Raw genomic sequence first — 25373 nt, 5'->3', positions numbered from 1 at the left:
CGCGTGCCCGTCAGCGCGGCACCGACACGGGCACGGCGAACTCCAGTTCCGGGCTGAAGCGCGACGTGCCGTCCGGTGCGTCGCCCAGGTAGAACCGGGTCGTCATCGTCGCGCTCTCCAGGTCGAACACCGTGCGCCACAGCGTCCGCATCGGCCACGCGACGTCTGCCGTCGCGTCGAGGCCGACCGCATCGAGGGCGTCGCGCATCAGGCTCGCCGACAGGTCCGGACCCGAGGAAAGCTCGGAGAGACGGCGGTACCGCCGGTAGGTGAGCAACGACTCGGCGTTGTCCTCGGGCAGGTCGGCCGGGTCGCCGTGGCGGTGCACGAAGTGGTTCGTGACGCACAACGCCCCCCGGTCCGCACGCACCGCGTGCTCGTCGCCGCCCCGGCCGCGCTCCCAGACGAACGCGTCCCCGGAACGGTCACCGATCAGGTAGTGCACCGGAACGCCCTCGTCGTACTGCTTGGCGCCCAGCAGGGCCTCGTGGGCTTCGTGGGCCGTGGCACACGTGTCCAACAGGAAGCGCGGAACCTGCGTGGTGGTCAGACCGACCTGCGGGCTGGGCTCGGGGGGATCGGTCACGTTGTCGACGTCGTTCATCAGCAGAGCGACCGCGAGGCCGTGCTCGTTGACACCCTCGTAGCAGCAGTCCAGCTCGCTCATCGTGATCAACGTCGTCGCGGGCCCGTCGTCCGGCACGCTCGTGAGCACGTGGGGACGCGAGGCGATGGGTCGCTCGTCCCCGCCGGGCACCGGCCCTCCCGACATGAGCGCGAACAGGTCGGTCTCGCTCGTGGTGAAGAAGTCGTAGTTGCGCCCCAGCACGGGCCGCCCGTCGACCGTGACGGCGGGCGGGTAGTAGCTCGCCGAGCACGCCGCCCCGTTCGGGATTCCGGTGAGGCCGTCCAGGTACACCTCGTCGGCCTCGAGGTCGACACCCAGCACCTCGGCTGCTCCCCGCATCCGGGCCAGGTGCTGGGGCCAGTGCCGGGCGAACCACGCGCGGCGGGCGCGCGCCTTGACCGGGTCCGCGCGGACGGGCGTCCAGTCGAAGACGCGGCGGGCCTGCTCGGCGTACGCGCGGCCGATCTCGACCTGGCTCCCGGTCGCGGTGAGGTGCGGCACGGTCATGAAGTCGGCGTCGCCACCGGCGACGATCTCGCGGGCGATGGGCATGGAGGCTCCTCGGGGTGGTGGGGTCAGGGACGGGGTTCGCGCCACATCGGCCACAGGCGCGGACCGTCGGGCAGGACGATCGGGGCACCCGTGGTGCGGAACCCGTGGCGCTCGTAGAGCGACCGGCTGCGCGCCGAGCTCGCCTCCAGGTACGCGGGCACGCGGTCGGCGTCGGCACGGGCGAGCCGCTCCCGCAGCAGCGCCCCGCCGGTACCTCTGCCGCGCACACCCGGCACGACGCCGAGGAACGCGAGGTAGAGGTGCGGCCGGCCGACCGGGTACCGCTGGTCGACGAGGGCCGTGAAGGTGGCCGGCCGGGCGAGCTCGTCCGGGAGCGGCGCCTCGTCGCCGGCCGGGGGCTCGGCTCCCCGGCGCAGCCACACGGCGGTACCCGCCCCGTCTGGACCGACGACGAGCTCGCCCTGCCCTGCGGACTGTTCCACGACCGGGAGGACCAGCCGCGCGACGTCGACACCCGGAACGTCTCCGAACAGGAGCCAGCGGAACACGGGATCGTCGGCGAAGGCCGCCGTCAGGACCTGGATCGCGATCTCACAGTCCGATGCACTGCACACACGTACACCGTAAGGAGCAGCCGCGGCGGCGTCGATCAACAGCAGTGCACTTCTCAAAGTGCACCATTTTGCTGGCCGTACGAGGGGTTCTCTCCTCTGACTACCTGCCCGCCCCAGCCGTCCGCACTAGTACGCTTCGGTCGTGGACAGCAGCGAGGAGAACGCGCGGCCCTACCTCCGGGTGGCCGCGGTCATCCGGCAGCGGATCGTCTCGGGCGCTCTGGGGCCCGGCCAACGGGTCCCCTCCACCCGGCAGGTGGTCCGTGACTTCGGCGTGGCGATGGCCACCGCCACCCGGGCGCTCGCGGTGCTGCGCGAGGAGGGACTGGTGGTCAGCCGTCCCGGGTCGGGCACGATCGTGCGCCCCTCGGAGACACCGGCGCGGCGCCCGACCCGGCCGCGGGACGACGCGCTCAGCGCCGGCCGGATCGTAGCCGTCGCACTCCGCATCGCCGATCGCGAAGGCCTCGATGCGGTGTCCATGCGACGGCTCGCGGCCGAGCTCCGCGTCGCTCCCATGTCGCTCTACGGGCACCTCTCCGGGCGCGAGGAGCTCCAAGATCTACTGGTCCGCGCCGTGTTCGGTGCCCACCCGCTGCCCGAACCGGGGCCGGATGGATGGCGGGCGAAGCTGGAGCTGGTCAGCCGGGTGCAATGGCAGGCCTACCGCCGGCATCCGTGGCTGCCCGAGCGGGTCTCGCTGACGCGGCCCCTGCTCGTCCCCGAAGCGATGGCACACACGGAATGGACGCTCAAGGCTCTGGACGGCCTCGGCCTCAGCCACGCGGAACGCACCAGGGAGACGCTCGCCCTGACCTCCCTGGTGCGCGGACTCGCCGCCAGCGCCGCGGCGGAGAACCGCAGCGAACGGGAGACCGGGCAGGCCAACGACCAGTGGTGGATCGCTCTCGACCACGAGTTCGGCCGATTGGTCTCCTCGGGGCGCTACCCGCACCTGGCAGCGATACCCGAGAACGCCGTGAGGGACCTGGACGCCCTCCTGGACCACGCCCTGACCCGCCACCTGGACGGACTGGCCGCCCACCTCGCTCGTCGCGGATGACCCTTCACCCGATGCTCGCCCGCCCCGCGAGCAGCGCCTTCGCCACCACGGTCCGCAGCACGTCGTTGGTGCCCTCGCCGATGGACAGCAGCGGCGCGTCGCGGTAGAGCCGCTCGATCTCGAACTCGGTCGAATAGCCGTAGCCGCCGTGGATGCGCATCGCGTCGGTGGCGCAGGCCAGCGCCGCCTCGGAGGCGGCGATCTTCGCCAGCCCGGACTCGGTGTCCATGCGGACGCCGTCGTCCATGCGCGAGGCCGCCCAGTACGTCATGAGCCGGGCGCTCTGCAGGCGCACCGCGATCTCGGCGAGCCGCAGCTGGATGGCCTGGAAGTCGCCGATCGGCCCGCCGAACGCGGTGCGGGTGCGGGCGTAGTCGAGGGCCTCCTCGTAGGCGCGCTGGGCGATGCCCACGCCGCGGGCGGCGATGTTGATCCGGCCGGTCTCCAGCGCCGACAGCGCCTGTTGCAGCCCGCGGCCCTCGGTGCCGCCCAGGAGGTTGGCGGCGGGCACGCGGACGTCGGTGAGCACGACCTCGCAGGACTCGGGGCCCTTGTAGCCGAGCTTGCCGATGTCGGCGGTGACCTCGAAGCCGGGCGTGCCGGCCTCGACCAGCAGGATGCTCATCCCGCGATGCGCGGGCTGCGCCGTCGGGTCGGTCTTGACCAGCACCGGCAGCGGGTCGGCGTGCCGCGCGTTCGTGATCCACATCTTGGTGCCGTTGACGACGTAGGAGTCGCCGTCGCGGCGCGCCGTGGTGGTGATGCCCTGCAGGTCGGTGCCCGCGCCGGGCTCGGTGAGCGCGATGCCGGTGCGCCGCGCGCCGGTGGCGAGGTCGGGCAGGAACCGGGTGCGCTGCTCCTCGGTGCCGTGCTTCGCCAGCATCCAGCAGGCCACCGAGTGGCTGCCGAGCACACCCGCGACGCCCATCCAGCCCCGCGAGATCTCCTCGAAGGTGAGCGCGAAGGACACGGTGTCCGCGCCCAGCCCGCCGTACTCCTCGGGGATCACCAGGCCGAACAGGCCCAGCTCGCGCAGACCCGCGACGATCTCGGTCGGGTAGCGCCCGGACTGCTCGTAGGAGCGCGCGACCGGCTTGATCTCGCGCTCGACGAAGCTGCGCAACGTGTCGCGGAACAGGCGCTGCTCGTCGTTCAGGCTGAAGTCCACCGGTCTGTTCCCTCCGCGGGGATCGGGCCGAGCGCGCCGGAGCGGGCGAGCGCGGCGATGCGGTCGTCGTCGTAGCCGAGCCCGCGCAGCACGGACCCGGTGTGCTCGCCCATCGCGGGCGCCCCGCGGGTCGGGGCGGTGTCGGCGCCGGGCGGGCCGAGCCGCACCGGCGAGCGCAGCGCGCGCACCCGGCCGAAGCGGGGGTGCTCGGTCTCGGTGATCAGCTCCCGAGCCGCGGCGTGCGGGTCGCGCAGCGCCTGCGCGACGTCGTGCACCGGTGCGCACGGCACGGGTGCGGCGTAGAGCGCGTCGAGCCAGTCGGCCACGGTGCGCGTGCGGAACAGCTCCTCCAGCAGCGCGACGAGCTCGTCGGCGTGGCGCGCCCGGTCGGCGAACGTGGCGAACCGGGGGTCGTCGGCGAGGTCGGGGCGCCCCAGCACCACGGTGAGCCGCTGCCAGAACTTCTCCTTGGCGCACCCGACGACGAGCCAGCCGTCAGCCGCCTCGAACGCCTGGAACGGCACCAGCGAGGGGTGCGCTGAGTGTCGGGTGCGGCGCGGCTCCCAGCCCTCGGTGAGGTGCCAGGTGCCGGGGTAGGTCAGCAGGCTGATCGCGGTGTCGTAGAGGGAGAGGTCGCAGTCGGTGCCCACGCCGTCGCGGCGCGCCGCGTGGATGCCGGCGAGCAGCGCGATGGCCGCCACGAACCCGCCGCTGTAGTCCACCAGCGACAGCCCGGTCTTCTGCGGGGCTCCACCCGGCTCCCCCGTCACCGACATCCAACCGGCGAGCGCCTGCAGGACGTAGTCGTAGCCCGGCTCGCGCGAACGCGGGCCGGTCATGCCGAACCCGGTGAGCGAGCAGCACACGATCCGCGGGTTCACCGGCGCGAGGTCGGCGTAGCGGATGCCGAGCTTCTCCGGCACGTCGCCGCGCAGGTTGGAGAACACGGCGTCGGCGCTGCGGACGAGGTCGTGGAAGACCTCCCGGCCCTCCGGCGTGCGGATGTCGAGCACGACGGAGGACTTGTCCTGGTTGAACGACTCGAAGAACAGCGAGTCGCCGCCCTCGGCGTACGGCGGGACGTGCCGGCCCACGTCGCCGCCCACCGCCGGGTCCTCGATCTTGATGACCTCCGCGCCGAGCTGCGCGAGGTGCGACGAGGCGAACGGGCCCGCGCCGTACTGCTCGAGCGAGACGATGCGGACGTCCTCGAGCGGTCTCACGGCGCGTCCTCGAGGGTGAGCGGGGTCTTCGCCCGCGGCCGTGGCGCGGCGGCGCGGGCCGCGCCTCGCCGGTGCACGTAGAAGGTGCGCTCGAACGTCAGCACCTCGACGCCGTCCTGGTTGATCGTCCGGGTGCGGATCGTGACGATCCCCGCCTCCGGGCGCGACCGCGACTCCCGGGTGCCCAGCACGATCGACTCCGACCAGAGCGTGTCGCCCGCGTACACCGGGGCCGTCAGGCGCAGCCCGTCGAGCCCGAGGTTGGCGAAGGCGTTCTGCGTGGTGTCGGTGACCGACTGGCCGATCGCGATCGCGATCGTCAGCGGCGACGCGACGAGCATCCGGCCGAACTCCGACGACTCCCCCGCCTGCGCGTTGAAATGCGCCTGGTTGGTGTTCATCGTCAGCAACGTGAACCAGGTGTTGTCGGTCTCGGTGACGGTGCGGCCGAGCGGGTGCTCGTAGACGTCGCCCACGGCGAAGTCCTCGAAGTAGCGACCCTGCCAGCCGGGCTGGACGCGTGTCATGGTGTCTCCGATCCGGTCGCGCGCAGCGGCTTCCCGGCCATCTCGCGGTAGCGCGAGACCGCCACCACGCAGAGCAGCGAGCCCGCGACGATGAGGTAGGCGGGCATGAGCGTGCTGCCCAGCAACCCGCCGAGGTAGGTGGCGAGCAGCGGGGTGCCACCGCCGAAGATCGCCGCCGAGACGTTGTGGCCGATCGAGAACCCGCCGAAGCGCACCTTGGTCGCGAAGATCTCCGCGAACGCCGCGGCCACCGCGCCGAGGTAGGTGCCGTGCAGCAGGCCGAGGATCCCGAGCCCGACGAACGTGGCGGCCCCGCCCTGGCCGATGAGCAGGAACACCGGGATCGTCGCGACGACGAACCCCACCGCCGCGGCCATCATGATCGGCTTGCGGCCCCAGCGGTCCGACAGCCGCCCGGAGATCGGGATCATCACGATGTTGAGCACCACCACGGTGGTGGTGGCGAGGAACGCGGTGGACGGCGCGAAGCCGAGCACCTTCGTCAGGTAGGTCGGCATGTAGACCAGGGCGAGGAAGTAGCCCAGGTGCACGACGATCCCGATCCCACCGGCCAGGAGCACCTCGCGCCAGCCCTTCACGACGGCCTCGCGCAGCGGGTGGCGCACCACCTCGCCGGAGCGTTCGAGCTGCGCGAACCGCGGGCTCTCGCCGAGGCGCAGCCGGATGTAGAGCCCCACCACCCCCAGCGGCCCGGCCACGAGGAACGGCAGCCGCCAGCCCCACGCCGCGATCTGCTCGGGGTCCAGCAGCAGGTTCAGCACGGTGGGTGCCGCCAGCCCGAGGAAGAAGCCGAGGGTGGCCGAGAACTGGATCCAGCTCGTCACCCGCCCGCGGATGCGGTCGGGCGAGTACTCGGCGATGAACGCCGTGGCCCCCGTGACCTCGCCGCCCGCGGTGAAGCCCTGCACCAGCCGCAGCACGACGAGCAGGGTCGGCGCGAGCACGCCCACCGCGGCGTGGGTCGGCAGCAGCCCGACGCAGAACGTCGCCGCCGACATCATCAGGATGATCACGCACAGCACGCCGCGGCGGCCGACGCGGTCGCCGAGCGGGCCGAAGAACATCCCGCCGAGCGGGCGCACCACGAACGCCGCGCCGAACGCCGCGAACGACAGCAGCAGTGACGACGCCGGGTCGTCGGTCGGGAAGAACAGCTGCCCGAGGACCACCGCCATGTAGCCGTAGACGGCGAAGTCGAACCACTCCAGGCAGTTGCCGATCGAGGTGGCGAGCACCGCGCGGCGCAGGTCCGCGGGCGAGACCTCCGGCGTCGCACCGGGTTGCCGGGTTCCGGGTTGCTCGGTACCGGGTTGCAGCGCCATTGCTGTCACTCCCCCTTCTCGCGGCCCAGGCGCACGACGACGTCGTGGGCCTCCTGGCTGACGGCGACGTAACTGCGCGGCGACGAGGCGTCGCCGATCACGAGGGCGTCCCGGGCGCCCGCCGGGTGCGGCCCGGGCGCCGCCGGCCCGGCCAGCACCACCGTCCCGACCGGCCCGAGATCGCGCTCGCGGCCGGAGTAGACGTGCCGCGCGACGAGGCGGCCGTCCTCGGCGCGCACCGGCTCGACCAGCGCGTGCACCTCGACCCCGGCCTCGTCGAGGCGCCGGGAGACCCCGATGCGGCTGACGTAGGCCACCCGGCGCGCCGGCGCCTCCCGCCGCGTCACGAGCCGGACCTGCGTGCCGCGGGTGGCGAGGTCGGTGACGAACGCGTACACGGGCTCGTCCTCGAGCTCGTCCACCACCACGACGGGCCCGGCCAGCTCACCGGCCCGGCGGACGGCCTCGGCCAGCGCCACGGTGGTGACACCGGGGACCTCGTCGACGACGGGCACCGCGCCGGTGGCGACCACGACCACGTCGCCTGCGTCCCACCCGGCCACGGTCTCGGGCGTGACCTCGGTGCCCAGGTGCACGCACGCGCCTGCGTCCTCGACCGCCGCGGCGAGCCAGTCGGCCGCGAGCCCCATCCCCTCGCGCCCGGGGGTCTGCGCGTCGCGGCGCAACCGGCCCCCGAGCCGGTCGGCACGCTCGTAGAGGTGCACGTCGTGGCCGCGTCCCGCCGCGGTGCGGGCGGCCTCCAGCCCCGCCGGGCCACCGCCGACGACGTGGACGGTCCGCCGCTCGTCCGCGGCCGACGGGTCGGCGTGCCACTCCCGGCCGGTGTCGGGCGCGTACATGCAGGCGATGCGCCGTCCGGTGTGGATGAAGTCCCAGCAGACGTTGCAGTACGTGCACGGGCGCGGGGTCTCGCCCCGCTCGACCTTGCGCACGAGGTCGGCGTCGGCGATCCAGGCCCGCGCCATCCCCACCAGGTCGGCGGTGCCGTCCTCCACGAGGCGGTCCGCGGTGGCGACGTCGGGCACCTTGGCCAGCGCCATCACCGGCACGTCACCGGCGACCTCGCGCACACCGGCCGCGAGGTGCACGAACGGGACGTCGTCGAACGCCATGTCCGGCACGTGGTACTCGAGGCTGGGGCTGAAGTTCGCCTGGCTCACCGCCAGGTAGTCGACGGGCGCGGTGTCCCCCAGGACCCCCACGATCCGCTGCGCCTCGGCGAGGTCGATCCCGCCGTCCACGTACTCGTGGGCGCTGAGCTTGAGGCCGACGGCGAAGTCCGGACCACACGCCTCCCGGATACCCCGCACCACCGCGGCCACGAACGCCGTGCGCCGCGCGGTGTCGCCGCCCCACGCGTCGTCGCGGTGGTTGCTCCACGGCGAGAGGAACTGGGTGATCAGGTAGCCGTGGGCGCCGTGCAGCTCCACCCCGTCGAACCCGGCCACGTACAGGTTCACCGCCGAGCGCACGAACCCGGCGACGACCTCGCGCACCTCGGCGTCGGTCATCGTGCGCGCCGTGACCCCGCTGTACGGGTCGCGCCCGCCCGAGGGGGCCCACGGCTGCAGCGTCGGGTTCCACAACGCCTGCCTGCCCACGTGCCACAGCTGCCCGAACACCCGCGCGCCGTGCCGGCGGCAGGCGTCGGCGAGCCGGCGGAAACCGGGCACCAGCGACTCGTCGTAGGCCAGCGGTGTGGTGCCGTTCGGGATCGACGTCGGGTGCACCGACAACCCCTCGGTGATCACCATCCCGGCACCGCCGCGGGCCCGGGCGGCGTAGTAGGCCACCAGGTCGTCGGTGATCTCGGTGTTGCGGCCGAGGTTGTTGACCGTGGCGAGGAACGCCAGGCGGTTCGGCAGATCCAGGCGGCCCGCGCGGTACGGGGCCAGGACGGTGTGCGCGGCGTCGGGCATGCAGTCACCTCACCACCGCACGACGGCGTGCGGTGCAGGGCTGCCTCACCTCGACCTGCGCGGGAGACCCTCGCCTGCGGGCGAGCACCGTGCAGCGGACTCGGCACCCACCGGGGCCGTCCGGCCGTCCGACGGGGTGTGCCGGTATCCGATCAACCGGCCGCCGCGGTTGTCAACCCCCGAGCTCGGAACGGCACTCCTCGTACCGCTGCACGAGGTCGCGGAACGCCCCGATGATCGCCTTGCGGCCGTTGCCGAAGTAGTGCCGCTCCAGGGTGGTGAGGATCCGCTCGGAGTCGCGCACCGGGTCGCTGCCGATCAGCAGCTCGCGCACGAACTGGTCCGCCACGGCCGTGGCGAGCGTGGTCGACGCGTCGACGACCAGGCCGGAGTCCAGGTCGATGCGCGCGATCACCGTGAGGTGCCGCCACATCTGGCCTGCACCGGTGCTCTGCGGCAGCTGGGCGTAGCCCGCCACGAGCACGACGTCGGACAGCCGACCGTCTTCCACCCGAACCACCCGATCATCCGCTACCGCCGTGTCCGACCCGGATCCACAGCATCCGGTCGCCGCCCCGCTGGAAACGGTAAGGCACCTGCCGCAGCTCCGTGCGGTGCCCGCCCGCCTCCAACTCGGCGCGCAACCGGTCGAGGAACGCCACCGGCTCCCCCGTCGCCTGCGCCACGACGGGGAACACCCGCACCTCGCGGCGCGCCACCCGCACCAGCTCGGCCAGCGCCCGCCGGTGCCACTCCTCCCCCAGCTCGGCCCAGGTGAACAACAGGTGCGAGCACAGGGCGACCTCGACGCCGCCGGTGGCCAGCGGCAGGTCCGGCAGTGCCCCGGCGACGTAACGCCCGGCACGTTCACGGAGGTCGGCGAGGAACCGCTCCCCCGCCGACCGGCGCATCGCCGCCCGCCCGCCGGGGTCGCCGTACCAGCCCCACTCGAACCGGTCCGCGTTCCTCGCGATCATCCGGTCGCCCTCGTCGAGCCCCTCCCGCACCCGCTCCGCGAGGTCCCCGGGCCCCAGCGCGTAGGCCGGGTCGACGGCCACGACCCACCCCCCGGTCTCGGCGGCGAAGCTCGACCCGCCCGCGCAGCAGTCGAGGACCGGTCCCACCAGGTCCCCGGCAGCCAGGTCGAACATCGCCCGGTACTCGGCCGCCGATCGGGATGTCACCAGCATGACCGCGTCCCTACCGCACCTCGAAGATCAACAGTGCTCGGCGACACCACGACGCCCGTCCGAGGCGGGCGAGCTGCACACCGCGGTCCTGCTGGGCACCCTGACGTACGACTCGCGCTCATCACCGAAGATCAACAGCACCCGGCAGTTGCGACGACCGCACTGACGTGCGACTCGCGGCGCGGGTAGCGGACGAGGATCGCCGACTCGGCGAGGCGGCGACGACCAGTCGAGGCCGCGAGCCGAACACCACGGTCGTAGTGAGGCCCCTGACGTACGACTGGCGCCGATCACCGAAGATCAACAGCACCTGGCAGTTGGGACGACTACATCCGTGCACTGCTCGGCTGCGGCACGCGGGGCGCCTCTCGAGGTCGCCCACCCGGCGCGGCGACGGCGACCGGTCCGAGGCGCGCGAGCCGAACACCACGGTTTGCCGAGCGCCCTGACGTACTGCTCACACCGACCGCCCGAAGGTCAACAGCACCTGGTCGTTCTGCGGAAGGCGCTGGTGTGCGGCTCGGTGCGGGAGGCCGATGCCGCCACCCGGACGGACCCAGACCCCACGAGCCGTACACCACGTCCGTGGCGGCGACCGTGGCGTACGGCTCACAATGATCACCGAAGATCAGCAGTACCTGACGGTCATCAGACCGCACTGGTGTACTGCTCGCCGATGAGCGTCCCCCCACCATCCGGCTCGAGGCATCTCGCAACGTGGAACGGCCGCACCGAGCGGCTGGGGGCTCGACGACCGTCTCAGCGCCGCATGATCCGCATGAGTCGTACAGCGGTGTTGTGGTGAGCACCGTGGCGTACTGCTCACGCCGATCACCGGAAGGTCAGCAGCACCTCAGGGTCGTGGGACCGCGCTGAGGTGCGCTCGGCGCGGGAGCCGGCCGTCGGCCGGATGGGGACGAGGGCTCGGTTAACGATCTGCGGCCGATCGCGACGGTCTACAGCGACCGACGAACCGGGGAGCGCATGTGACCGCCGACAGAACCCTCGTGCTGGGGCCGTACCGACTCGAGGGGCTTCTCGGGCGCGGCGGGATGGGCGAGGTGTACCGCGCGTTCGACCAGCGCCGGGGGCGGGCCGTCGCGCTCAAGGTCCTCCCTGCCGAGTTGGCGCACGACGAGGACTTCCGCACCCGCTTCCGCCGCGAGTCGGACAGCGCGGCGCGCCTGCAGGACCCGCACGTCGTCCCGATCCACGACTTCGGGGAGATCGACGGGCGGCTCTTCATCGACATGCGCCTGATCGACGGGGTCGGGCTGGACCGGATCATCGCGTCCGGGCCGATGGACCCGCGTCGCGCCGTCGCCCTGGTCAGCCAGGTCGCCGAGGCGCTCACCGACGCCCACGCCCATGGCGTGCTGCACCGCGACGTCAAACCGTCGAACGTCCTCGTGACGCCGTCCGACTTCGCCTACCTCGTCGACTTCGGCATCGCCCGTGCCCTCGACGAGCACCTCACCGCGGTCACCCGCAGCGGCAGCACGGTCGGGACCCTCGCCTACATGGCGCCCGAGCGGTTCGACGGAGGAGCCCCGGACCACCGGTCGGACATCTACTCCCTCGCCTGCACCCTCGCCGAGTGCCTCACCGGACGCCGTCCCTTCGACGGCACCAGCCTGCCGTCGATCATGAAGGCGCACCTCACCGCGGATCCGCCCCGCCCGAGCCTGCAGCGCGGCGACGTGCCGCCCGCGCTCGACGAGGTGATCGCGCGGGGCATGGCCAAGGACCCGGCGGCCCGGTACGCCACGGCGCGCGACCTCGCCGCCGCCGCGCAGTACGCGCTGCAGCAGTGGGACACCCCGCCCGTCGCCGCCCCGGCTCCGCCGGCACCCACCGCGACCCTCCCGAGCGCACCGCGCGGCGCCCGCCGCGTGCTCGTCCTCGCCACCGCGGCGGTCGTCCTCGCGGTGGTCTCGGGCGGGGCCGGGTTCGCCGCGGGGCGCGCGTCCGCCCCCACGGAAGCGGTCGTCGCCGCGGGTCCGGCGACCGCTGCTCCGACATCGGCCGCTGCACCGACACCCCAGGCTACGGTCGCGCCGCCCACCGCCGCGGCGGCGCCGACGACCGGACCGGGCCCCTTCAGCCGCGTCGAGGGCGACCGGCCGGCCTCCTACGTCTACACGGTCGAGGCGAACTACCCGGTGACCTTGAGCTACACGGACAGCAACGGCGACCGGATCACCGTCTCCTCCGTGCCCGCTCCGTGGAACCTCACCGTCGACACCTCGGCATGGGGTGCCGACGCAACACCATTGTTGTCGGTGGTGTCGCCCTCCACGAAGGGCGACACCACCGTCACGTGCTCGATCAGCGACGACAGCGGGCGAGTCCTGGCCACGCAGACCAAGGAGTCCGCATTCGCCGCGGCGAGCTGCATGGTCTACTCCTGACCGGATTACACCCCCACCCGCTCCCGCGGCGGGGTGTCCGAGCCGGACCCGCGCCGGCGGGCCCTCGCGATCAGTGGGAACACCAGCAGCCCGATGATCACCAGGTACACGATCACCGAGAGCGGGGTGGAGACCAGCGTGGTGACGTCGCCCTCGGCGATCTGGAGGGCGCGGCGCAGCTGCAGCTCCGCGTCGGGCCCGAGGATCACGCCGATGATCGCGGGGAGGACCGGGAGGCCGTAGCGGCGCATCAGGAACCCGACGGCGCCGATCGCGAGCAGCACGAGCAGGTCGACGGGCTGGCCGCTCACCGCGTAGGCGCCGACGCAGGCGAAGAAGAGGATGCCGGCGTACAGGTAGGGCCGGGGGATCCGCAGCAGCTTCGCCCACACGGGTGCGAGGGGCAGGTTCAGCACCAGCAGCAGGACGAGCCCGATGAACAGGCTCGCGATGAGCGTCCAGACGAGGTCGGGCTCGTTCTCGAACAGCAGCGGGCCGGGCTGGATGCCGAACTGCTGGAACGCGGCCAGCATGACGGCGGCGATCGCGGTGGTGGGCAGGCCGAGGGTGAGCATCGTGGCGAGCGTGCCCGCCGACGAGGCGCTGGCCGCGGCCTCGGGCCCGGCGACGCCCTCGATCGCGCCCTTGCCGAACTCCTCGGGCCGCCGGGAGAGCCGCCGCTCGGCCACGTACGACATGAACGTGGACATCTCGGCGCCGCCTGCCGGGATCGAGCCGAACGTGAACCCGATGAACGGGCCGCGCAGCCACGGCTTCCAGGTGCGGCGCAGGTCGTCGCCGGAGAGCCAGGGCCGGCCTACCGGGATCGGCCGGTCGACGGTGCGGCGCAGGTGCGCCGCCACCCAGAGCGCCTCGCCCACCGCGAACAGCCCGACGGCGACGATCACGACGTCGATGCCGTCGGCGAGCTGCGGGACGCCGAACGTCAGGCGTGGCTGCCCGGAGAGCGGGTCGAGGCCGACCAACCCGATCGTCAGGCCGATCGCGAGGGCGGCGAACCCGCGCACCCGGGAGCTGCCCAGCACGGAGGTGACGGCGACGAAGGCCAGCACCATGATCGCGAAGAAGTCGGGGGCGCCGATGTCGACGGCGACCGAGGCCACCAGCGGCGCGAGCAGCACCAGGCCGAGCGCGCCCGCGACGCCCCCGATGAAGTGCCCGATCGCGGCGGCGGCGAGTGCCTGGGCGCCGCGGCCGGAGCGGGCCATCGGGTTGCCCTCGATCGCCGCCATCACCGAGGCGCTCTCGCCGGGGGTGTTGAGCAGGATCGAAGTGGTCGACCCGCCGAACATGGCCCCGAAGTAGATGCCGGCGAAGAGGATGAACGCCCCGGTCGGGTCGAAGGCGTACGTGACGGGCAGGAGCAGCGCCACCGCCATTGCCGGCCCGATGCCGGGCAGCACGCCGATCGCGGTGCCCAGCAGCACGCCGATCGCCGAGAACAGCAGGTTGGCCGGGGTCAGCGCGTTCCCGAAGCCCTCGAACAGGAGGGTGAGGTTCTCCACGTCAGATCAGCCCCATCAGCGGTCCGCCGGGCAGGTCCACGCCGAGCAGCGCGTCGAACACGAGCCACGTGGCGAGCGAGACGCCCGCCGCGATGAGCAGGTCGCGCGGGAAGGCGCGCGAGCCGAGGGCGTAGGTGGCGCCCCAGAACAGCACGGTGCCCGCGATCGGCCAGCCGAGCAGCGGGATCAGCGCCGCGGTCGCGACGATCACGCCCGCGAGCAGGAGGACGGTGCGCCGGTCGGCGGGCACGGCGAGGTCGACGTCCTCGCCGCCCTCGGCTTCGCCGTGGCCCCCGCGCAGGACGTCGACGGCGAGCAGCGCGGCCAGCACCAGCAGGAGCAGGCCCAGCAGGATCGGCACCGCGTTGGGGCCGAGCGGGTCGGCGGCGTTGCCGGAGCGGGGCGCGAGCGTCACGTCGGCCAGCACCAGCAGGCCGGTGGCGAGCAGCAGGGCCGCCACGCCCAGCTCGGAGCGCTCGCGCAGCCAGGAGGTCATCGTGCTCATGCCACCAGCCCCAGGTTGCGCAGCACGCCGGCCACGCGGTCGTTCTCGGCGCGCAGGAACGCCCCGAAGTCGTCGCCGGGCAGGTAGGCGTCCTGCCAGCCGTTGCGCTGCAGCGCCTCGCCCCACTCGGGGGACTCGCGCAGCTCCGTGAACGCGGCCACGAGGTCGGCCCGGCCCTCGTCGGAGAGCCCCGGCGGCGCGACGATGCCGCGCCAGTTGGTGAACTCGACGTCCACGCCCGCCTCGGTCAGCGTCGGCGCGTCCAGTCCGGGCACGCGCTGCGGTGCGGTCACGGCCAGCACCCGCAGCTCACCGGCCTCGATCTGGTCGGCGTACTCGGAGAGCCCGGAGACCCCGAACGCCACCTTCCCGCCGAGCACCGCGGCGAGCAGCTCGCCGCCGCCGTCGTAGGAGACGTAGTTGACGGTGCGCGGGTCGATGCCGATCCCCTCGGCCATCAGCATCGGGGCGAGGTGGTCGGGCCCGCCCGGGCTGGAGCCGCCGCCGACGGGCACGGCGCCCGGGTCGGCCGTCCACGTGACCCGCAGGTCGTCGAACGTGCGCAGCGGCGAGTCCTTGCCCACCACGACGATCTCGGTCTCCTGGGTGAGCCGCGCGATGGGGGTGGCGTCGGTCAGGGTGGCGGGCGAGTCGTTCGTGTAGACCGCGCCGACCACGCCGAGACCCATGGACATGACGAGCCGGTCGTTGCCGCTCTCGTTGACGGTGCGGCCGAGCCCGACCGTGCCGCCCGCACCGGGGAGGTTGAAGACCTCCACGGCGCCGGTGATGCCGGCGTCCTCCATCGCCTTGGCCGCCGTGCGCGCCGTGATGTCGTAGCCACCGCCGGGCGCGTTGGGCACCAGGAACCGCAGGCCACGCAGCTGCGTGCCGTCGCCACCACCGGTGAGCCCGCCGACCGCGGGCGGTACGAGCAGCACCGCGGCCAGCGCCACGAGCACGGCCACCACGCTTCGGGTCCGCATCTGCCTCCCTCTCCGTCGAGGTATGTGTGGCGCACATCCTGAGCTGCGGGGACACCGCTGTCTGCCTTGATCGCACATCGGTCGTTGTGGTCGTTGTGGTCGTGGGACGCTCCCCACATGGCTCGCACCCTGGCGCGGCAGTTCCTGGGCTGGCAGCTCGGGATCGTGGGACTGCTGCTCGCCGCGGTCACCGCGCTGGCGGTGGTGCAGTCGGACGCGGCGTTCCGGGAGACGCAGGGCAGGCGGATGCTGACGGTGGCCGAGGACGTCGCGGCCACCGCGGGCGTGCGGGAGAGCCTGGCCACCCGTGACTTCGGCCCGCTGCCCGCGCTGGGCACGAGCGCGCGCAACCTGTCCGGCGCCGACGAGATCGTGATCGTGGACGCGGGCATGGTGGTGCGCAGCGCCGCCGACCCGGCCGAGGTCGGGGAGCCGTTCCCGGCCGGGGAGAGCACGGCGCCCGCCGGGCGGGCGTGGGTGGGCAACCCGGACGGGCGCACGGTGGTGGCGCACGTGCCGGTGCTCGCCGACGACGGGCGCGTGGTCGGGCTGGTCGCCGCGCGCGTGGAGGCGCCGCCGCTGCTCACCGGGCTCCTCGCCGCCCCGGCGCCCGCGGCGTTGCTGGTGGGGGTGGCGGTCGTGCTCGGCGTCGCCGGGTCGCTGCTGCTGGCGCGGCGGGTACGCAGGCAGACCCTCGGCCTGGAGCCCACGGAGATCGTGGAGCTGGTGCAGCGGCGCGAGGCGATGTTACTCGGTGTGAAGGAGGGCGTGCTCGGCCTGGACCGCGCCGATCGCGTGACGCTGCAGAACGCCGCCGCCACCGAGCTGCTCGGCGTCGCCGCCGTCGGCGCCCGGGTGGACGATCTCGACCTCGACGACCGGCTGCGCGACGTGCTCACCGGGGCGGTCGAGGGCGCCGACCAGGTGGTGCTGCACGGCACCCGGGTGCTGGTGCTCAACCGGATGCCGGTGGAGGTGGACGGCACCACGGTCGGCGCCGTGGTCACGTTGCGCGACCGCACGGAGCTGGCCGCCCTGGAGAATCGGCTGGACGCGTCGCGCCACGTCACCGACACGCTGCGGGCGCAGACGCACGAGTTCACCAACCGGCTGCACACGATCGCCGGCCTGACGGAGCTGGGCGAGCACGAGGAGGTGCGGCGCTTCGTGGCGGGGATCGTGGCGGGGTCGGACCAGTGGCGGCGCGAGGTCACCGCGAGCGTGGGCGACGCGGCGGTGGCCGCGCTGCTCGTGGCCAAGGCGAGCCTCGCCACGGAACGCGGGGCCCAGCTGCGGCTGGCTCCGGGCAGCCGGCTCGACGCGGTGGACCCGGTGCGTGATCCGGAGCTCTCGGCCGACCTGGTGACGGTCCTGGGCAACCTCGTCGACAACGCCCTGGACGCGGCGGGGCCCGGGTGGGTGGAGGTCGGCGTCGCGACGGAGGATGACGCGGTGCGGGTGACGGTGCGCGACTCCGGGCCGGGCGTGGCGTCCGAGCTCGTCGAGGAGGTGTTCCGGCACGGGTTCAGCACGAAGGCCGCCGAGCGCGACAGCGGCGGGCGCGGCCTCGGGCTCGCGCTGGCCCGGCAGGTCTGCCTGCGCCGCGGCGGCACGATCAGCCTGCGCAACGACGGCGGCGCGGTGTTCACGGCGTCGCTCCCGGTGGCGTCGTGACCATGCGGGTGCTGGTCGTCGACGACGACTTCATGGTGGCCCGCGTGCACAGCGGGTACGTCGCGCGGATCCCGGGGTGTGAGGTGGTCGGCGTGGCCCACACCGGCGCCGACGCGGCGCGGCTGGCGCGGGAGCTGCGGCCCGACCTCGTGCTGCTGGACGTCTACCTGCCCGACCGGTCCGGGCTGGAGGTGCTGCGCGACCTGCGCACCGGCTCCCCCGACGACCCGTTCGTGCTCGTGATCACCGCGGCGGACGACCCGGGCACGGTGACCGCGGCGCTGCACGGCGGCGCCACGCACTACCTCGTGAAGCCGTTCGACGCGGCCGTGCTGCGCGAGCACGTGGAGCGGGTGGCGCGGGTGCGCGGGCGCCTCGCCGGGCTCGAACGCGCCGCGCAGGACGACATCGACAGCGTGTTCGGTGCCCGCCACGGCGGCAGCACACGACTGCCGAAGGGGCTCACCGCGCCCACGGCGCAGCTGGTGGAGCGGGTGCTGCGCGCGCACGACGGGGACCTGTCGGCCGCCGAGTGCGCCGAGCTCACGGAGCTGTCGCGGGTGAGCGCGCGCCGGTACCTGGAGCACTTCGTCGCCACCGGCGCGGCCACCGTCCGGCTGCGCTACGGGGGCACCGGTCGTCCCGAGCGCCGGTATCGCTGGAGCGGCTGATCCACTGGTGACGTAGGGTCCCCCGGAGCCAGACATCAGACAAGACGCGGCGGGGGGCGGCGTGATTCGACGGCGGGATTTCCTGCGCGCTGCGGGTGCCGGGGCCATCGCCGGGCTGGCGGCCTGCGGGCGCTCCGGCGACGGGCCGGACGGCGACCTGCGGCTCGTGCTGGCCAACCACGTGTGGGGCGACGCGATCCGCAGGCGCATCGGCGAGTTCGAGGACCTCGCGCACCGGCGCGTGGCCATCTCGACGATGACGGCCGACCAGGTGTCGTCCACCTACAACGTCAAGCTCAACGCGAGCGCGCCGGACATCGACGTGATGATGTACCGGCCGCTGCAGGAGCAGTTGCTGTTCGCGCGCAACGGCTGGCTGGCCGACCTCACCGACCTGGTCACCCGCGACGCGCAGTACGACTGGGGCGACGTGCTGGAGGGCGCGCGCGAGCGGGTGACCAACCAGGGCCGGGTGTTCGGGGTGCCGATCGTCACCGAGCGGTCGGCGCTGTACTACCGGCGCGACCTCGTGCCCGACGGCCCGCCCGCCACGCTCGACGAGCTGTTCGCCACGGCGGCGCGGCTGCACGACCCGGCGAACGACATGATCGGGTTCGCGGGGCGCGGCCAGCGCAACTTCGCGGTGAGCCAGTTCTCCAGCTACCTGTACTCGTTCGGCGGCGACTTCATCGTCGACGGCCGGTCGGGCATCGCCTCGCCGGAGGCGCTCGCGGCCTACGAGTACTACGGGCGGCTGCTGCGCGAGGCCGGTCCGCTCGGCGCCACCAACATGAGCCTCGAGCAGATCACGCCGATCTTCGCCCAGGGCAAGGTCGCGTTCGTGATCGACGCCGACTCGGTCTACACCAACTTCATCAACCCGAAGACCTCGCTCGTGGGCGACCGCACCGGGTTCGCGCCGTTCCCCGCCGGGCCCGCGGGCTCCCGGCCGTACAACATCGCGTCCTGGGGGCTCGCGGTCAACGCGTTCTCCCCGCGCCGCGACGCCGCGTGGGAGTTCCTGCGCTGGGCGTCGGGCCCGGAGACCGTGCGCGCCATGCAGCGCGACGGGATCCCCGGCGCGCGGACGTCCGCGTGGCAGGACCCCGAGGCCGGGGCGGGCTTCCCGGCGGACCTCGCCGCGTCGATGGAGGCCGGCACCGCCACCGGGGTGCCGCGCGACCGGCCGGACGTGGTGCAGGTCGGGCGCGCCCGCGACATCGTCGGCCGCCCGATGGTGGCCTCGATCCTCGGAGAGGACTTCGTGGCGGAGGCGCGCGACACGTCCGACGAATTCGACGACTTCCTGACCCGCGACGCACGCCAGCGCAGGATCTGAGGCGGAGAATCTGATGGCCCGCACCCTTGAGCAGGAGTACCGGCGACTCAAGTGGACGATGATCGCCCCCGCTGTGGTGTTCATCGGCCTGATGGTCGTGTTCCCGCTGGCCTACACGCTGTGGCTCAGCCTCACCGACGCGTTCGGGGCGGTGAACGCCGACACGAGGTTCCTCGGCCTGACGAACTACACCGACGCGCTGAGCGACACCCGCCGGTTCTGGCCTGCCGTCGGGCGGACGTTCCTGTTCACGGTGGCCGCGGTGGTGCTCGAGCTCGCGCTCGGGCTGGCGCTCGCGATGCTCCTGCGCCGCCCGTTCCGCGGGATGCGCTGGATGCGCACGATCCTGATGGTGCCGCTGCTCGCCACCCCGGTGGCCGTCGGCGTGGTGTGGATGCTCATCCTCGACCCGACCGTCGGCATCGCCAACGCACTGCTCGGCCTCGTCGGCATCCCGCCCCAGCCGTTCCTCGGCTCGGTGGCGCAGTCGCTGCCCACGCTGATCCTGATCGACGTGTGGCAGTGGACGCCGATGATGACGCTGCTGCTGCTCGCCGGGCTCACCACGCTGCCCGAGGAGCCCGAGGAAGCGGCGCTCGTGGACGGGGCCGGGCCGTGGCAGCGGTTCCGGCTGGTGACGCTGCCGATGCTGGGCACCACGATCGTCACGGCCCTGGTGCTGCGCAGCGTGGACGCGCTGAAGACCTTCGACCTCATCTACGCGACGAAGGGCGCGGGCGGCGGCTCCAGCTACGAGGCCGAGACGCTGAACGTCTACGCCTACGGGATCACGTTCGACTACTCGGAGTACGGGCTCGCCGCGGCGGTGCTCGTGCTGTTCACCGTGCTGATCATCGGGATCGTCGTCGTCCTCAGGCTCCGATCGGAGAAGGCCGGATCATGACCGCCACCCTCTCGCGACCCACGCCGCCAGCGGCTCCCCCGCGCAGCCCCGACCCGCGCAAGCGCCGCCTCGAACGGCTGCGGCTCGCCGCGATCGTGCTGGTGAGCCTCGTGTTCGCGCTGCCGCTGGTCTGGATGGTGCTCGCGGCGTTCAAGAACAACGTGCAGATCAGCAACACCGCGGACGCGGTGGTCTTCACCCCCACGCTCGACAACTTCCGCACCGTGTTCGACCAGGGCGTGTTCCTGCCCGCCATGGTCAACTCGGCGATCGTGGCAGTGGTCTCCACGGTGCTGTCCGCGCTGATCGCGGTGCCCGCGGCGTGGGCGATCGGGCGCTTCGGGATGCACCGGGCGAGTGGCTGGGTGCTGATCGCCCGCATCATCCCGGCGATCTCGCTGCTGGTGCCCTGGTACTACGTGTTCGCCCGCCTGGAGCTGGTGGGCGGCTACTCGGTGCTGGTGCTGTCGCACATGTTCGTCTCGGTGCCGCTGATCACCTGGATCATGATCGGCTTCTTCGAGGGCCTGCCGGTGGAGCTGGAGGAGGCGGGCCGCGTGGACGGGCTCTCGGCGTTCGGGGCCTTCCTGCGGATCTCGCTGCCGCTCGCCACCGCGGGCACCGCCACCGCGTGCGTGCTCGCCACCGTCTTCAGCTGGAACAACTTCGTGTTCGCGCTGATCCTCTCCGACGAGAACACGAAGACGCTGCCGGTGGCGCTGTTCAACTTCATCTCCTACGCGAGCATCGACTGGGGCGGCCTCATGGCCGCGTCCACGCTCATGAGCGTGCCCGTCGTGCTCGCCGCCGTGTTCGGGCAGCGCTACCTCATCGCCGGGCTCACCGCCGGCGCCACCAAGGGATAAGGAAGGACCCCCAATGCGGATCGCCGGCGCGGACGTCATCGTCACCTGCCCGGGACGCAACTTCGTCACCCTCGAGATCACCACCGACGACGGCCTCGTCGGCTACGGCGACGCCACGCTGAACGGCCGCGAGCTGTCGGTGGCCAGCTACCTGCGCGACCACGTCGTCCCGCTGCTGATCGGCCGCGACGCGCACAAGATCGAGGACACCTGGCAGTACCTCTACCGCGGTGCCTACTGGCGGCGGGGGCCGGTGACGATGGCCGCGATCGCCGCCGTGGACGTGGCGCTGTGGGACATCAAGGCCAAGGCCGCGGGCATGCCGCTCTACCAGCTCTTGGGCGGGGCGAGCCGCACCGGGATCATGGCCTACGGGCACGCCAGCGGCCGCGACCTGCCGGAGGTGCTGGACTCGATCCGGGCGCGCCGCGAGGAGGGCTTCCGCTCGATCCGCGTGCAGGCGGGCGTGCCGGGCCTGGACACGATCTACGGCATCGGCAACCCCCTCGAACGCACCGGCCTGCCCAACGAGGAGGTCTGGGACACCCGCGCCTACCTGCGCCACGTGCCCACGGTGTTCGAGGCCGTCCGGAACGAGTTCGGCCCCGAGCTGCCGCTGCTGCACGACGTGCACCACCGCCTCACCCCGATCCAGGCGGCGAAGCTCGGCAAGGCGCTCGAGCCCTACGACCTGTTCTGGATGGAGGACTGCACGCCCGCCGAGAACCAGGAGGGCCTGCGCCTGGTGCGCGAGCACACCACCACCCCGCTCGCGATCGGCGAGGTGTTCAACACCGCCTTCGACTACCAGACCCTCATCTGCGAGCAGCTCATCGACTACGTCCGCTCCGCCGTGACCCACACCGGAGGGGTCACCGCCATGCGCAAGCTCTTCGACTTCGCCGCGCTCTACCAGGTGAAGTCAGGCATCCACGGCCCCACCGACATCTCCCCGGTCGGCATGGCCGCGGGCCTGCACCTCGACCTCGCGATCCACAACTTCGGCATCCAGGAGTTCGCGCCCCACACCGCCGAGACCTACGAGGTGTTCCGGCGCTCGTACACGTTCGACGACGGCTACCTGCACCCCGGCGAGACCCCGGGCATCGGCGTCACCGTCGACAAGGAGGCCGCGGCGAAGTTCGAGTACACCCCCGCCTACCTGCCGGTGAACCGCCTGCGCGACGGCACGGTGCACGACTGGTAGGCGGCCGTCATTTGAGCCCGGTGCTCGCGATCCCCTGCACGAAGGTCCGCTGGAAGACGAGGAACACGACCAGCAGCGGCAGCAGCGACAGGAACGCGATGGCCATGATCGGCCCCCACGGGTTGTCGAAGATCCCGCTGCTCTGCATGCTCGACAGGGCCACCGGGAGCGTGAGGTTCTCGGTGCCTTGCAGGGTGACCAGTGGCCACAGGAAGTCGTTCCACTTCCCCATGAACGCCAGGATCACCAGCACGCCGACCAGCGGCCCGCTCATCGGCAGCACGATCCGGCGGAAGATCGTCAGCTCGCCCGCGCCGTCGATCCGGGCCGCCTCGAGCAGCGCGTCCGGGATCTTCAGCATGAACTGGCGGGCGATGAACACCGCGATCGCGTCGCCGGCGCGGGGCAGGATCACGGCCCAGATCGTGTCGACGAGCCGCAGGTCCACCACCACGAGGAACGACGGCACGAGCGTCACCTGCGCCGGCACCACGATCGTCACGAGGAACGCGCCGAACAGGACGCCGCGGCCGCGGAAGGAGAACTTCGCGAACGCGTAGCCCGCCATCAGCGCGACGATCACGGTGATCGCGGTGCCGATCCCGGCGATCACCACCGAGTTGAGGATCCAGCGGCCGACCGGCTGGGACTCGAACGCCTCCGCGAAGTTGGCGAGAGTGGGCTCGCTCGGCCACAGGTAGAACTCGCCGCTCTGCGACTGCCCTCCCGGCGTGACGGCCGTGACGAGGATCCAGTAGACGGGGAAGGCCATCACCAGGGCGCCGCACACGAGCAGCGCCCACACCACCCACCGCCCCGGCGTCATCCGGTTCCGCCGGGCCGCGGGCACCGCGGCGGGCGTCTCGAGCGCCGGCCGCGTGTCCTGCGCGATGCTCGTCATGCCACCTCCTCCGCCCGCCGGTTCGCCCGCCACTGCAGGGCGGTGAAGCCGAGCAGGATCAGCGCGAACACGACGCCGATCGCGCTCGCGTAGCCCATCTCCCCGTTCGTGAAGGCGGTCCGGAAGATGTACTGGATCAGCACCGTCGTGGCGAAGCCGGGACCGCCGCCGGTGAGCACGTAGACGATGTCGAAGACCTGCAGCGAGAACACCACGTTCACCACGAGCAGCAGAAACGTCGTGGGGCGCAGCAGCGGCCAGATGAGCCGCCGGAACCGGGTCCACCGGCCGGCGCCGTCCACCGTCATGGCCTCCACGAGCTCGGGCGGCACGGCCTGCAGCGCCCCCAGGTAGATCACCATGCAGAACCCGATCCGCGTCCACACCACGGCGAGCACGAACGTCAGCATCGCGACGTCCGGCGAGGTCAGCCACGGCACGCGGGGCAGCCCGAGCGCGGCGAGGAGGTTGTCCACCACCCCGTAGTCGCCGTTGAAGATCCACGCCATGATCACGGCGACCACCACGCCCGCGGCCACCATCGGCAGGAAGAACAGCGCCCGGATCAGCGCCCGGCCCGGCATCGCGCGGTTGAGCAGCACGGCGAGCAGCAGGCCGATCGCCATGCTCGTCGGCACCGTGCCCACCGTGAACACGGCGGTGTTGCCGATGCTCGTCCAGAACAGCGGGTCGCCCACCATCTGCGCGTAGTTGCCGCCACCGACCCAGGTGCCCTGGCCGAACACGGCGACCTGCTGGAACGACAGCACGACGGCCGCCACGATCGGGACGAGCGAGAACACGATCAGCAGCAGCAGGCCGGGCGAGACGAAGAGCCAGGGCGCAACCCGTGATCTAGTGGCGGACATTCCGGATCCCCTCCGCGATGGAGGCGGCCGCCTCCCGTGGCGTGATCGAGCCGATCAGGCACAGGTCGAGGTAGTCCCCGAGCACCTGGTTGACCACGTTGAACGTCGGCGAGGTCTCGACGGCGATCATGTCGGCGGGCACGGTCTCCTGCTGCACGAGGAACCGCGCCACGGTGTCGGGCCGGTAGGAGTAGCCCACCTCGTCGACGTCGATCGACTCGCGCACGGGCACCCAGCCCCCGCCCCGGCAGAACGCGACGGTGTTCTCCGGGTCGTTCAGGAAGGCCAGGAAGTCGGCGGCGACCTCGGGGTGGCGGCAGCTGCGCGTGACGGCGAGGACGTTGCCGCCGCAGTCGGACGCCCGCCCGACGTCCTGGATCATGTACCGGGTGTCCCACGCCTCCTCGGGGAGGCTCTCCTGCAGCGTCGGCAGGGCGGTGGGGTTGTTGAGCATGAGCCCGGCCTGGTCGGTGGCGAACAGCGTGGTGGCGGTGTCGCCCTGGCTGCCCTTCACGGTGTTGGAGAGCGAGACGAGCCCCTCGGCGTACCAGCGGCGCGTCCACTCGAGCGCCTCCACGCCCGCGTCGTCCTCGATCGCGGGCGTGACGAGGTCGTCCTCCACCAGCCGGCCGCCGTGCATGTACAGGAACGGCAGCCAGCGATAGGCGTTGTTCACGCCACCGAACCCGACGGAGAAGCCGTACGCGCCGGTGGCGCGCTTGACCTCACGCGCGACGTCGAGGAACTCCGGCCAGGTCCACGCCCGGTCCACCGCGTCCGGTGGCGGGCTGACGCCGATCCGGTCCAGGATGTCGCGCCGGTAGAAGGTGATGAAGTTGTCGGTGTGCTGCGGCAGGCCGTAGACCCCACCGTCCTTGGCGACGATCGACCAGAAGTTCTCCCGGTAGTCGTCGCCGTACCCGAGCGGCAGCCACTGGGCGATGTCGACCATCCCGCCGGTGTCGACGTAGCGGCCGAACTGCTGCGGGATGATCCGGATGAGGTCCGGCGCCCGGTCGGCCGCCAGGCGAGTGGTCAGCCACTGGTTGAAGTCGCCGCCCGGCGTCACCTCCACGGCGATCTCGACGTCCGGGTGCAGCTGCTGGTACCGGTCGGCGATCGCCCGGTAGCTGACCAGGTCGGGCGCGATGTTCCAGGTCGACAGGCGCAGCCGGATCTTGCCCGGAGCCGGATCGGCGCTGCAGCCGGCCAGCGCCGTGGCAGCCGCCGCCCCAAGGAACGCACGCCGCGAGAGCGCACGGGTCATGCGGTACCTCCCCGATGAGGTCGTGCCCGATGAGGTGG

Annotated in this window: 23 protein-coding genes; 8 read left to right on the top strand and 15 right to left on the bottom strand. The window is 72.5% G+C overall.

The features are described 5' to 3' along the window. Nucleotides 1-10 precede the first annotated feature (10 nt). A complete protein-coding gene (locus ACFPL3_RS34390) occupies nt 11-1180 on the bottom strand; it encodes a C45 family peptidase (protein WP_343941023.1) in 1170 nt (389 codons plus the stop codon). A gap of 23 nt (nt 1181-1203) precedes the next feature. Then, nucleotides 1204-1755 (bottom strand): GNAT family N-acetyltransferase, encoded by a 552-nt coding sequence (locus tag ACFPL3_RS34385; RefSeq protein WP_343941024.1) that lies wholly within the window; start codon nt 1753-1755, stop codon nt 1204-1206. A 142-nt stretch (nt 1756-1897) separates the two neighbouring features. On the opposite strand from ACFPL3_RS34385, the gene ACFPL3_RS34380 reads away from it, so the two are divergent. Further along, on the top strand, nt 1898-2818 hold the full coding sequence (locus tag ACFPL3_RS34380) for a GntR family transcriptional regulator (protein WP_343941025.1): 921 nt from the start codon (nt 1898-1900) through the stop codon (nt 2816-2818). Between the two features lie 4 nt (nt 2819-2822). Here ACFPL3_RS34380 and ACFPL3_RS34375 read toward each other — a convergent pair whose 3' ends face one another. The 7 genes from ACFPL3_RS34375 to ACFPL3_RS34345 form a co-directional block, all read right to left on the bottom strand. Beyond that, complete coding sequence (locus ACFPL3_RS34375) at nt 2823-3986, bottom strand: acyl-CoA dehydrogenase family protein (protein ID WP_343941026.1); 1164 nt, start codon at nt 3984-3986, stop codon at nt 2823-2825. Continuing rightward, nucleotides 3971-5209, bottom strand: a complete 1239-nt coding sequence (locus ACFPL3_RS34370) for a CaiB/BaiF CoA transferase family protein (protein WP_343941027.1) — start codon at nt 5207-5209, stop codon at nt 3971-3973. Before ACFPL3_RS34370 ends, ACFPL3_RS34375 begins: the two co-directional genes overlap by 16 nt. Next, the gene (locus ACFPL3_RS34365) at nt 5206-5736 is read right to left on the bottom strand and encodes a MaoC family dehydratase (protein ID WP_343941028.1); all 531 of its coding nucleotides are present in this window, start codon (nt 5734-5736) and stop codon (nt 5206-5208) included. Before ACFPL3_RS34365 ends, ACFPL3_RS34370 begins: the two co-directional genes overlap by 4 nt. Continuing rightward, nucleotides 5733-7079: an MFS transporter gene (locus ACFPL3_RS34360; RefSeq protein WP_343941029.1), complete on the bottom strand. Its 1347-nt coding sequence runs from the start codon at nt 7077-7079 to the stop codon at nt 5733-5735. The genes ACFPL3_RS34365 and ACFPL3_RS34360 overlap by 4 nt, the downstream gene beginning before the upstream one ends. Nucleotides 7080-7084: 5 nt before the next feature. Beyond that, a complete protein-coding gene (locus ACFPL3_RS34355) occupies nt 7085-9019 on the bottom strand; it encodes an oxidoreductase (RefSeq protein ID WP_343941030.1) in 1935 nt (644 codons plus the stop codon). 172 nt (nt 9020-9191) lie between these two features. Beyond that, nucleotides 9192-9530 carry a DUF3870 domain-containing protein gene (locus tag ACFPL3_RS34350; protein WP_343941031.1) on the bottom strand — a complete coding sequence of 113 codons (339 nt, stop codon included), beginning with the start codon at nt 9528-9530 and terminating at the stop codon, nt 9192-9194. A 13-nt stretch (nt 9531-9543) separates the two neighbouring features. Continuing rightward, the gene (locus ACFPL3_RS34345) at nt 9544-10209 is read right to left on the bottom strand and encodes a hypothetical protein (protein ID WP_343941032.1); all 666 of its coding nucleotides are present in this window, start codon (nt 10207-10209) and stop codon (nt 9544-9546) included. Nucleotides 10210-11195: 986 nt separating this feature from the next. Here ACFPL3_RS34345 and ACFPL3_RS34340 point away from each other — a divergent pair. Further along, nucleotides 11196-12620 (top strand): serine/threonine-protein kinase, encoded by a 1425-nt coding sequence (locus ACFPL3_RS34340; protein ID WP_343941033.1) that lies wholly within the window; start codon nt 11196-11198, stop codon nt 12618-12620. A gap of 5 nt (nt 12621-12625) precedes the next feature. Here the strand turns inward: ACFPL3_RS34340 and ACFPL3_RS34335 are convergent, their stop codons facing one another. Genes ACFPL3_RS34335 through ACFPL3_RS34325 form a run of 3 tightly spaced genes read right to left on the bottom strand, consistent with a single transcriptional unit; the run spans nt 12626 to nt 15637 of the window. Next, nucleotides 12626-14146 (bottom strand): tripartite tricarboxylate transporter permease, encoded by a 1521-nt coding sequence (locus ACFPL3_RS34335; protein ID WP_343941034.1) that lies wholly within the window; start codon nt 14144-14146, stop codon nt 12626-12628. 1 nt (nt 14147) lies between these two features. After that, a complete protein-coding gene (locus ACFPL3_RS34330; protein ID WP_379590259.1) occupies nt 14148-14642 on the bottom strand; it encodes a tripartite tricarboxylate transporter TctB family protein in 495 nt (164 codons plus the stop codon). Nucleotides 14643-14647: 5 nt separating this feature from the next. After that, a complete protein-coding gene (locus ACFPL3_RS34325; protein ID WP_343941036.1) occupies nt 14648-15637 on the bottom strand; it encodes a Bug family tripartite tricarboxylate transporter substrate binding protein in 990 nt (329 codons plus the stop codon). 117 nt (nt 15638-15754) lie between these two features. Here ACFPL3_RS34325 and ACFPL3_RS34320 point away from each other — a divergent pair, with 117 nt between their 5' ends. The 6 genes from ACFPL3_RS34320 (at nt 15755) to manD (ending at nt 22298) form a co-directional block, all read left to right on the top strand. Then, on the top strand, nt 15755-17311 hold the full coding sequence (locus tag ACFPL3_RS34320; protein WP_343941037.1) for a sensor histidine kinase: 1557 nt from the start codon (nt 15755-15757) through the stop codon (nt 17309-17311). A 2-nt stretch (nt 17312-17313) separates the two neighbouring features. Next, on the top strand, nt 17314-17982 hold the full coding sequence (locus tag ACFPL3_RS34315) for a response regulator (RefSeq protein ID WP_343941091.1): 669 nt from the start codon (nt 17314-17316) through the stop codon (nt 17980-17982). Between the two features lie 61 nt (nt 17983-18043). After that, nucleotides 18044-19321, top strand: a complete 1278-nt coding sequence (locus tag ACFPL3_RS34310; RefSeq protein ID WP_343941038.1) for an ABC transporter substrate-binding protein — start codon at nt 18044-18046, stop codon at nt 19319-19321. Nucleotides 19322-19334: 13 nt separating this feature from the next. Continuing rightward, on the top strand, nt 19335-20225 hold the full coding sequence (locus ACFPL3_RS34305; RefSeq protein WP_343941039.1) for a carbohydrate ABC transporter permease: 891 nt from the start codon (nt 19335-19337) through the stop codon (nt 20223-20225). Then, complete coding sequence (locus tag ACFPL3_RS34300; RefSeq protein WP_343941040.1) at nt 20222-21091, top strand: carbohydrate ABC transporter permease; 870 nt, start codon at nt 20222-20224, stop codon at nt 21089-21091. The genes ACFPL3_RS34305 and ACFPL3_RS34300 overlap by 4 nt, the downstream gene beginning before the upstream one ends. 13 nt (nt 21092-21104) lie before the next feature. Further along, nucleotides 21105-22298, top strand: coding sequence for a D-mannonate dehydratase ManD (manD, locus tag ACFPL3_RS34295; RefSeq protein WP_343941041.1), 1194 nt, complete (start codon nt 21105-21107; stop codon nt 22296-22298). Between the two features lie 7 nt (nt 22299-22305). Here the strand turns inward: manD and ACFPL3_RS34290 are convergent, their stop codons facing one another. The 3 genes from ACFPL3_RS34290 to ACFPL3_RS34280 are packed head-to-tail and all read right to left on the bottom strand — an operon-like array spanning nt 22306 to nt 25335. Beyond that, a complete protein-coding gene (locus ACFPL3_RS34290; protein WP_343941042.1) occupies nt 22306-23199 on the bottom strand; it encodes a carbohydrate ABC transporter permease in 894 nt (297 codons plus the stop codon). Then, a complete protein-coding gene (locus tag ACFPL3_RS34285; RefSeq protein ID WP_343941043.1) occupies nt 23196-24068 on the bottom strand; it encodes a carbohydrate ABC transporter permease in 873 nt (290 codons plus the stop codon). The genes ACFPL3_RS34290 and ACFPL3_RS34285 overlap by 4 nt, the downstream gene beginning before the upstream one ends. After that, a complete protein-coding gene (locus ACFPL3_RS34280; RefSeq protein WP_343941044.1) occupies nt 24055-25335 on the bottom strand; it encodes an ABC transporter substrate-binding protein in 1281 nt (426 codons plus the stop codon). The genes ACFPL3_RS34285 and ACFPL3_RS34280 overlap by 14 nt, the downstream gene beginning before the upstream one ends. Between the last annotated feature and the right edge of the window lie 38 nt (nt 25336-25373).

The organism is Pseudonocardia zijingensis, from assembly GCF_042657305.1.
Classification (GTDB): Bacteria; Actinomycetota; Actinomycetes; order Mycobacteriales; family Pseudonocardiaceae; genus Pseudonocardia; species Pseudonocardia zijingensis.
The sequence above is the reverse complement of the archived record's forward strand: the minus strand, read 5'-3'. Positions and strand labels throughout refer to the sequence as shown.

Coding starts and splice junctions, on each gene's coding strand:
- ACFPL3_RS34355 (WP_343941030.1), bottom strand. CDS start 9,019: ATGCCCGACGCCGCGCACACCGTCCTGGCCCCGTACCGCGCGGGCCGC.
- ACFPL3_RS34280 (WP_343941044.1), bottom strand. CDS start 25,335: ATGACCCGTGCGCTCTCGCGGCGTGCGTTCCTTGGGGCGGCGGCTGCC.
- ACFPL3_RS34315 (WP_343941091.1), top strand. CDS start 17,314: ATGCGGGTGCTGGTCGTCGACGACGACTTCATGGTGGCCCGCGTGCAC.
- ACFPL3_RS34390 (WP_343941023.1), bottom strand. CDS start 1,180: ATGCCCATCGCCCGCGAGATCGTCGCCGGTGGCGACGCCGACTTCATG.
- manD (WP_343941041.1), top strand. CDS start 21,105: ATGCGGATCGCCGGCGCGGACGTCATCGTCACCTGCCCGGGACGCAAC.
- ACFPL3_RS34320 (WP_343941037.1), top strand. CDS start 15,755: ATGGCTCGCACCCTGGCGCGGCAGTTCCTGGGCTGGCAGCTCGGGATC.
- ACFPL3_RS34360 (WP_343941029.1), bottom strand. CDS start 7,079: ATGGCGCTGCAACCCGGTACCGAGCAACCCGGAACCCGGCAACCCGGT.
- ACFPL3_RS34285 (WP_343941043.1), bottom strand. CDS start 24,068: ATGTCCGCCACTAGATCACGGGTTGCGCCCTGGCTCTTCGTCTCGCCC.
- ACFPL3_RS34325 (WP_343941036.1), bottom strand. CDS start 15,637: ATGCGGACCCGAAGCGTGGTGGCCGTGCTCGTGGCGCTGGCCGCGGTG.
- ACFPL3_RS34290 (WP_343941042.1), bottom strand. CDS start 23,199: ATGACGAGCATCGCGCAGGACACGCGGCCGGCGCTCGAGACGCCCGCC.
- ACFPL3_RS34330 (WP_379590259.1), bottom strand. CDS start 14,642: ATGACCTCCTGGCTGCGCGAGCGCTCCGAGCTGGGCGTGGCGGCCCTG.
- ACFPL3_RS34365 (WP_343941028.1), bottom strand. CDS start 5,736: ATGACACGCGTCCAGCCCGGCTGGCAGGGTCGCTACTTCGAGGACTTC.
- ACFPL3_RS34345 (WP_343941032.1), bottom strand. CDS start 10,209: ATGCTGGTGACATCCCGATCGGCGGCCGAGTACCGGGCGATGTTCGAC.
- ACFPL3_RS34305 (WP_343941039.1), top strand. CDS start 19,335: ATGGCCCGCACCCTTGAGCAGGAGTACCGGCGACTCAAGTGGACGATG.
- ACFPL3_RS34300 (WP_343941040.1), top strand. CDS start 20,222: ATGACCGCCACCCTCTCGCGACCCACGCCGCCAGCGGCTCCCCCGCGC.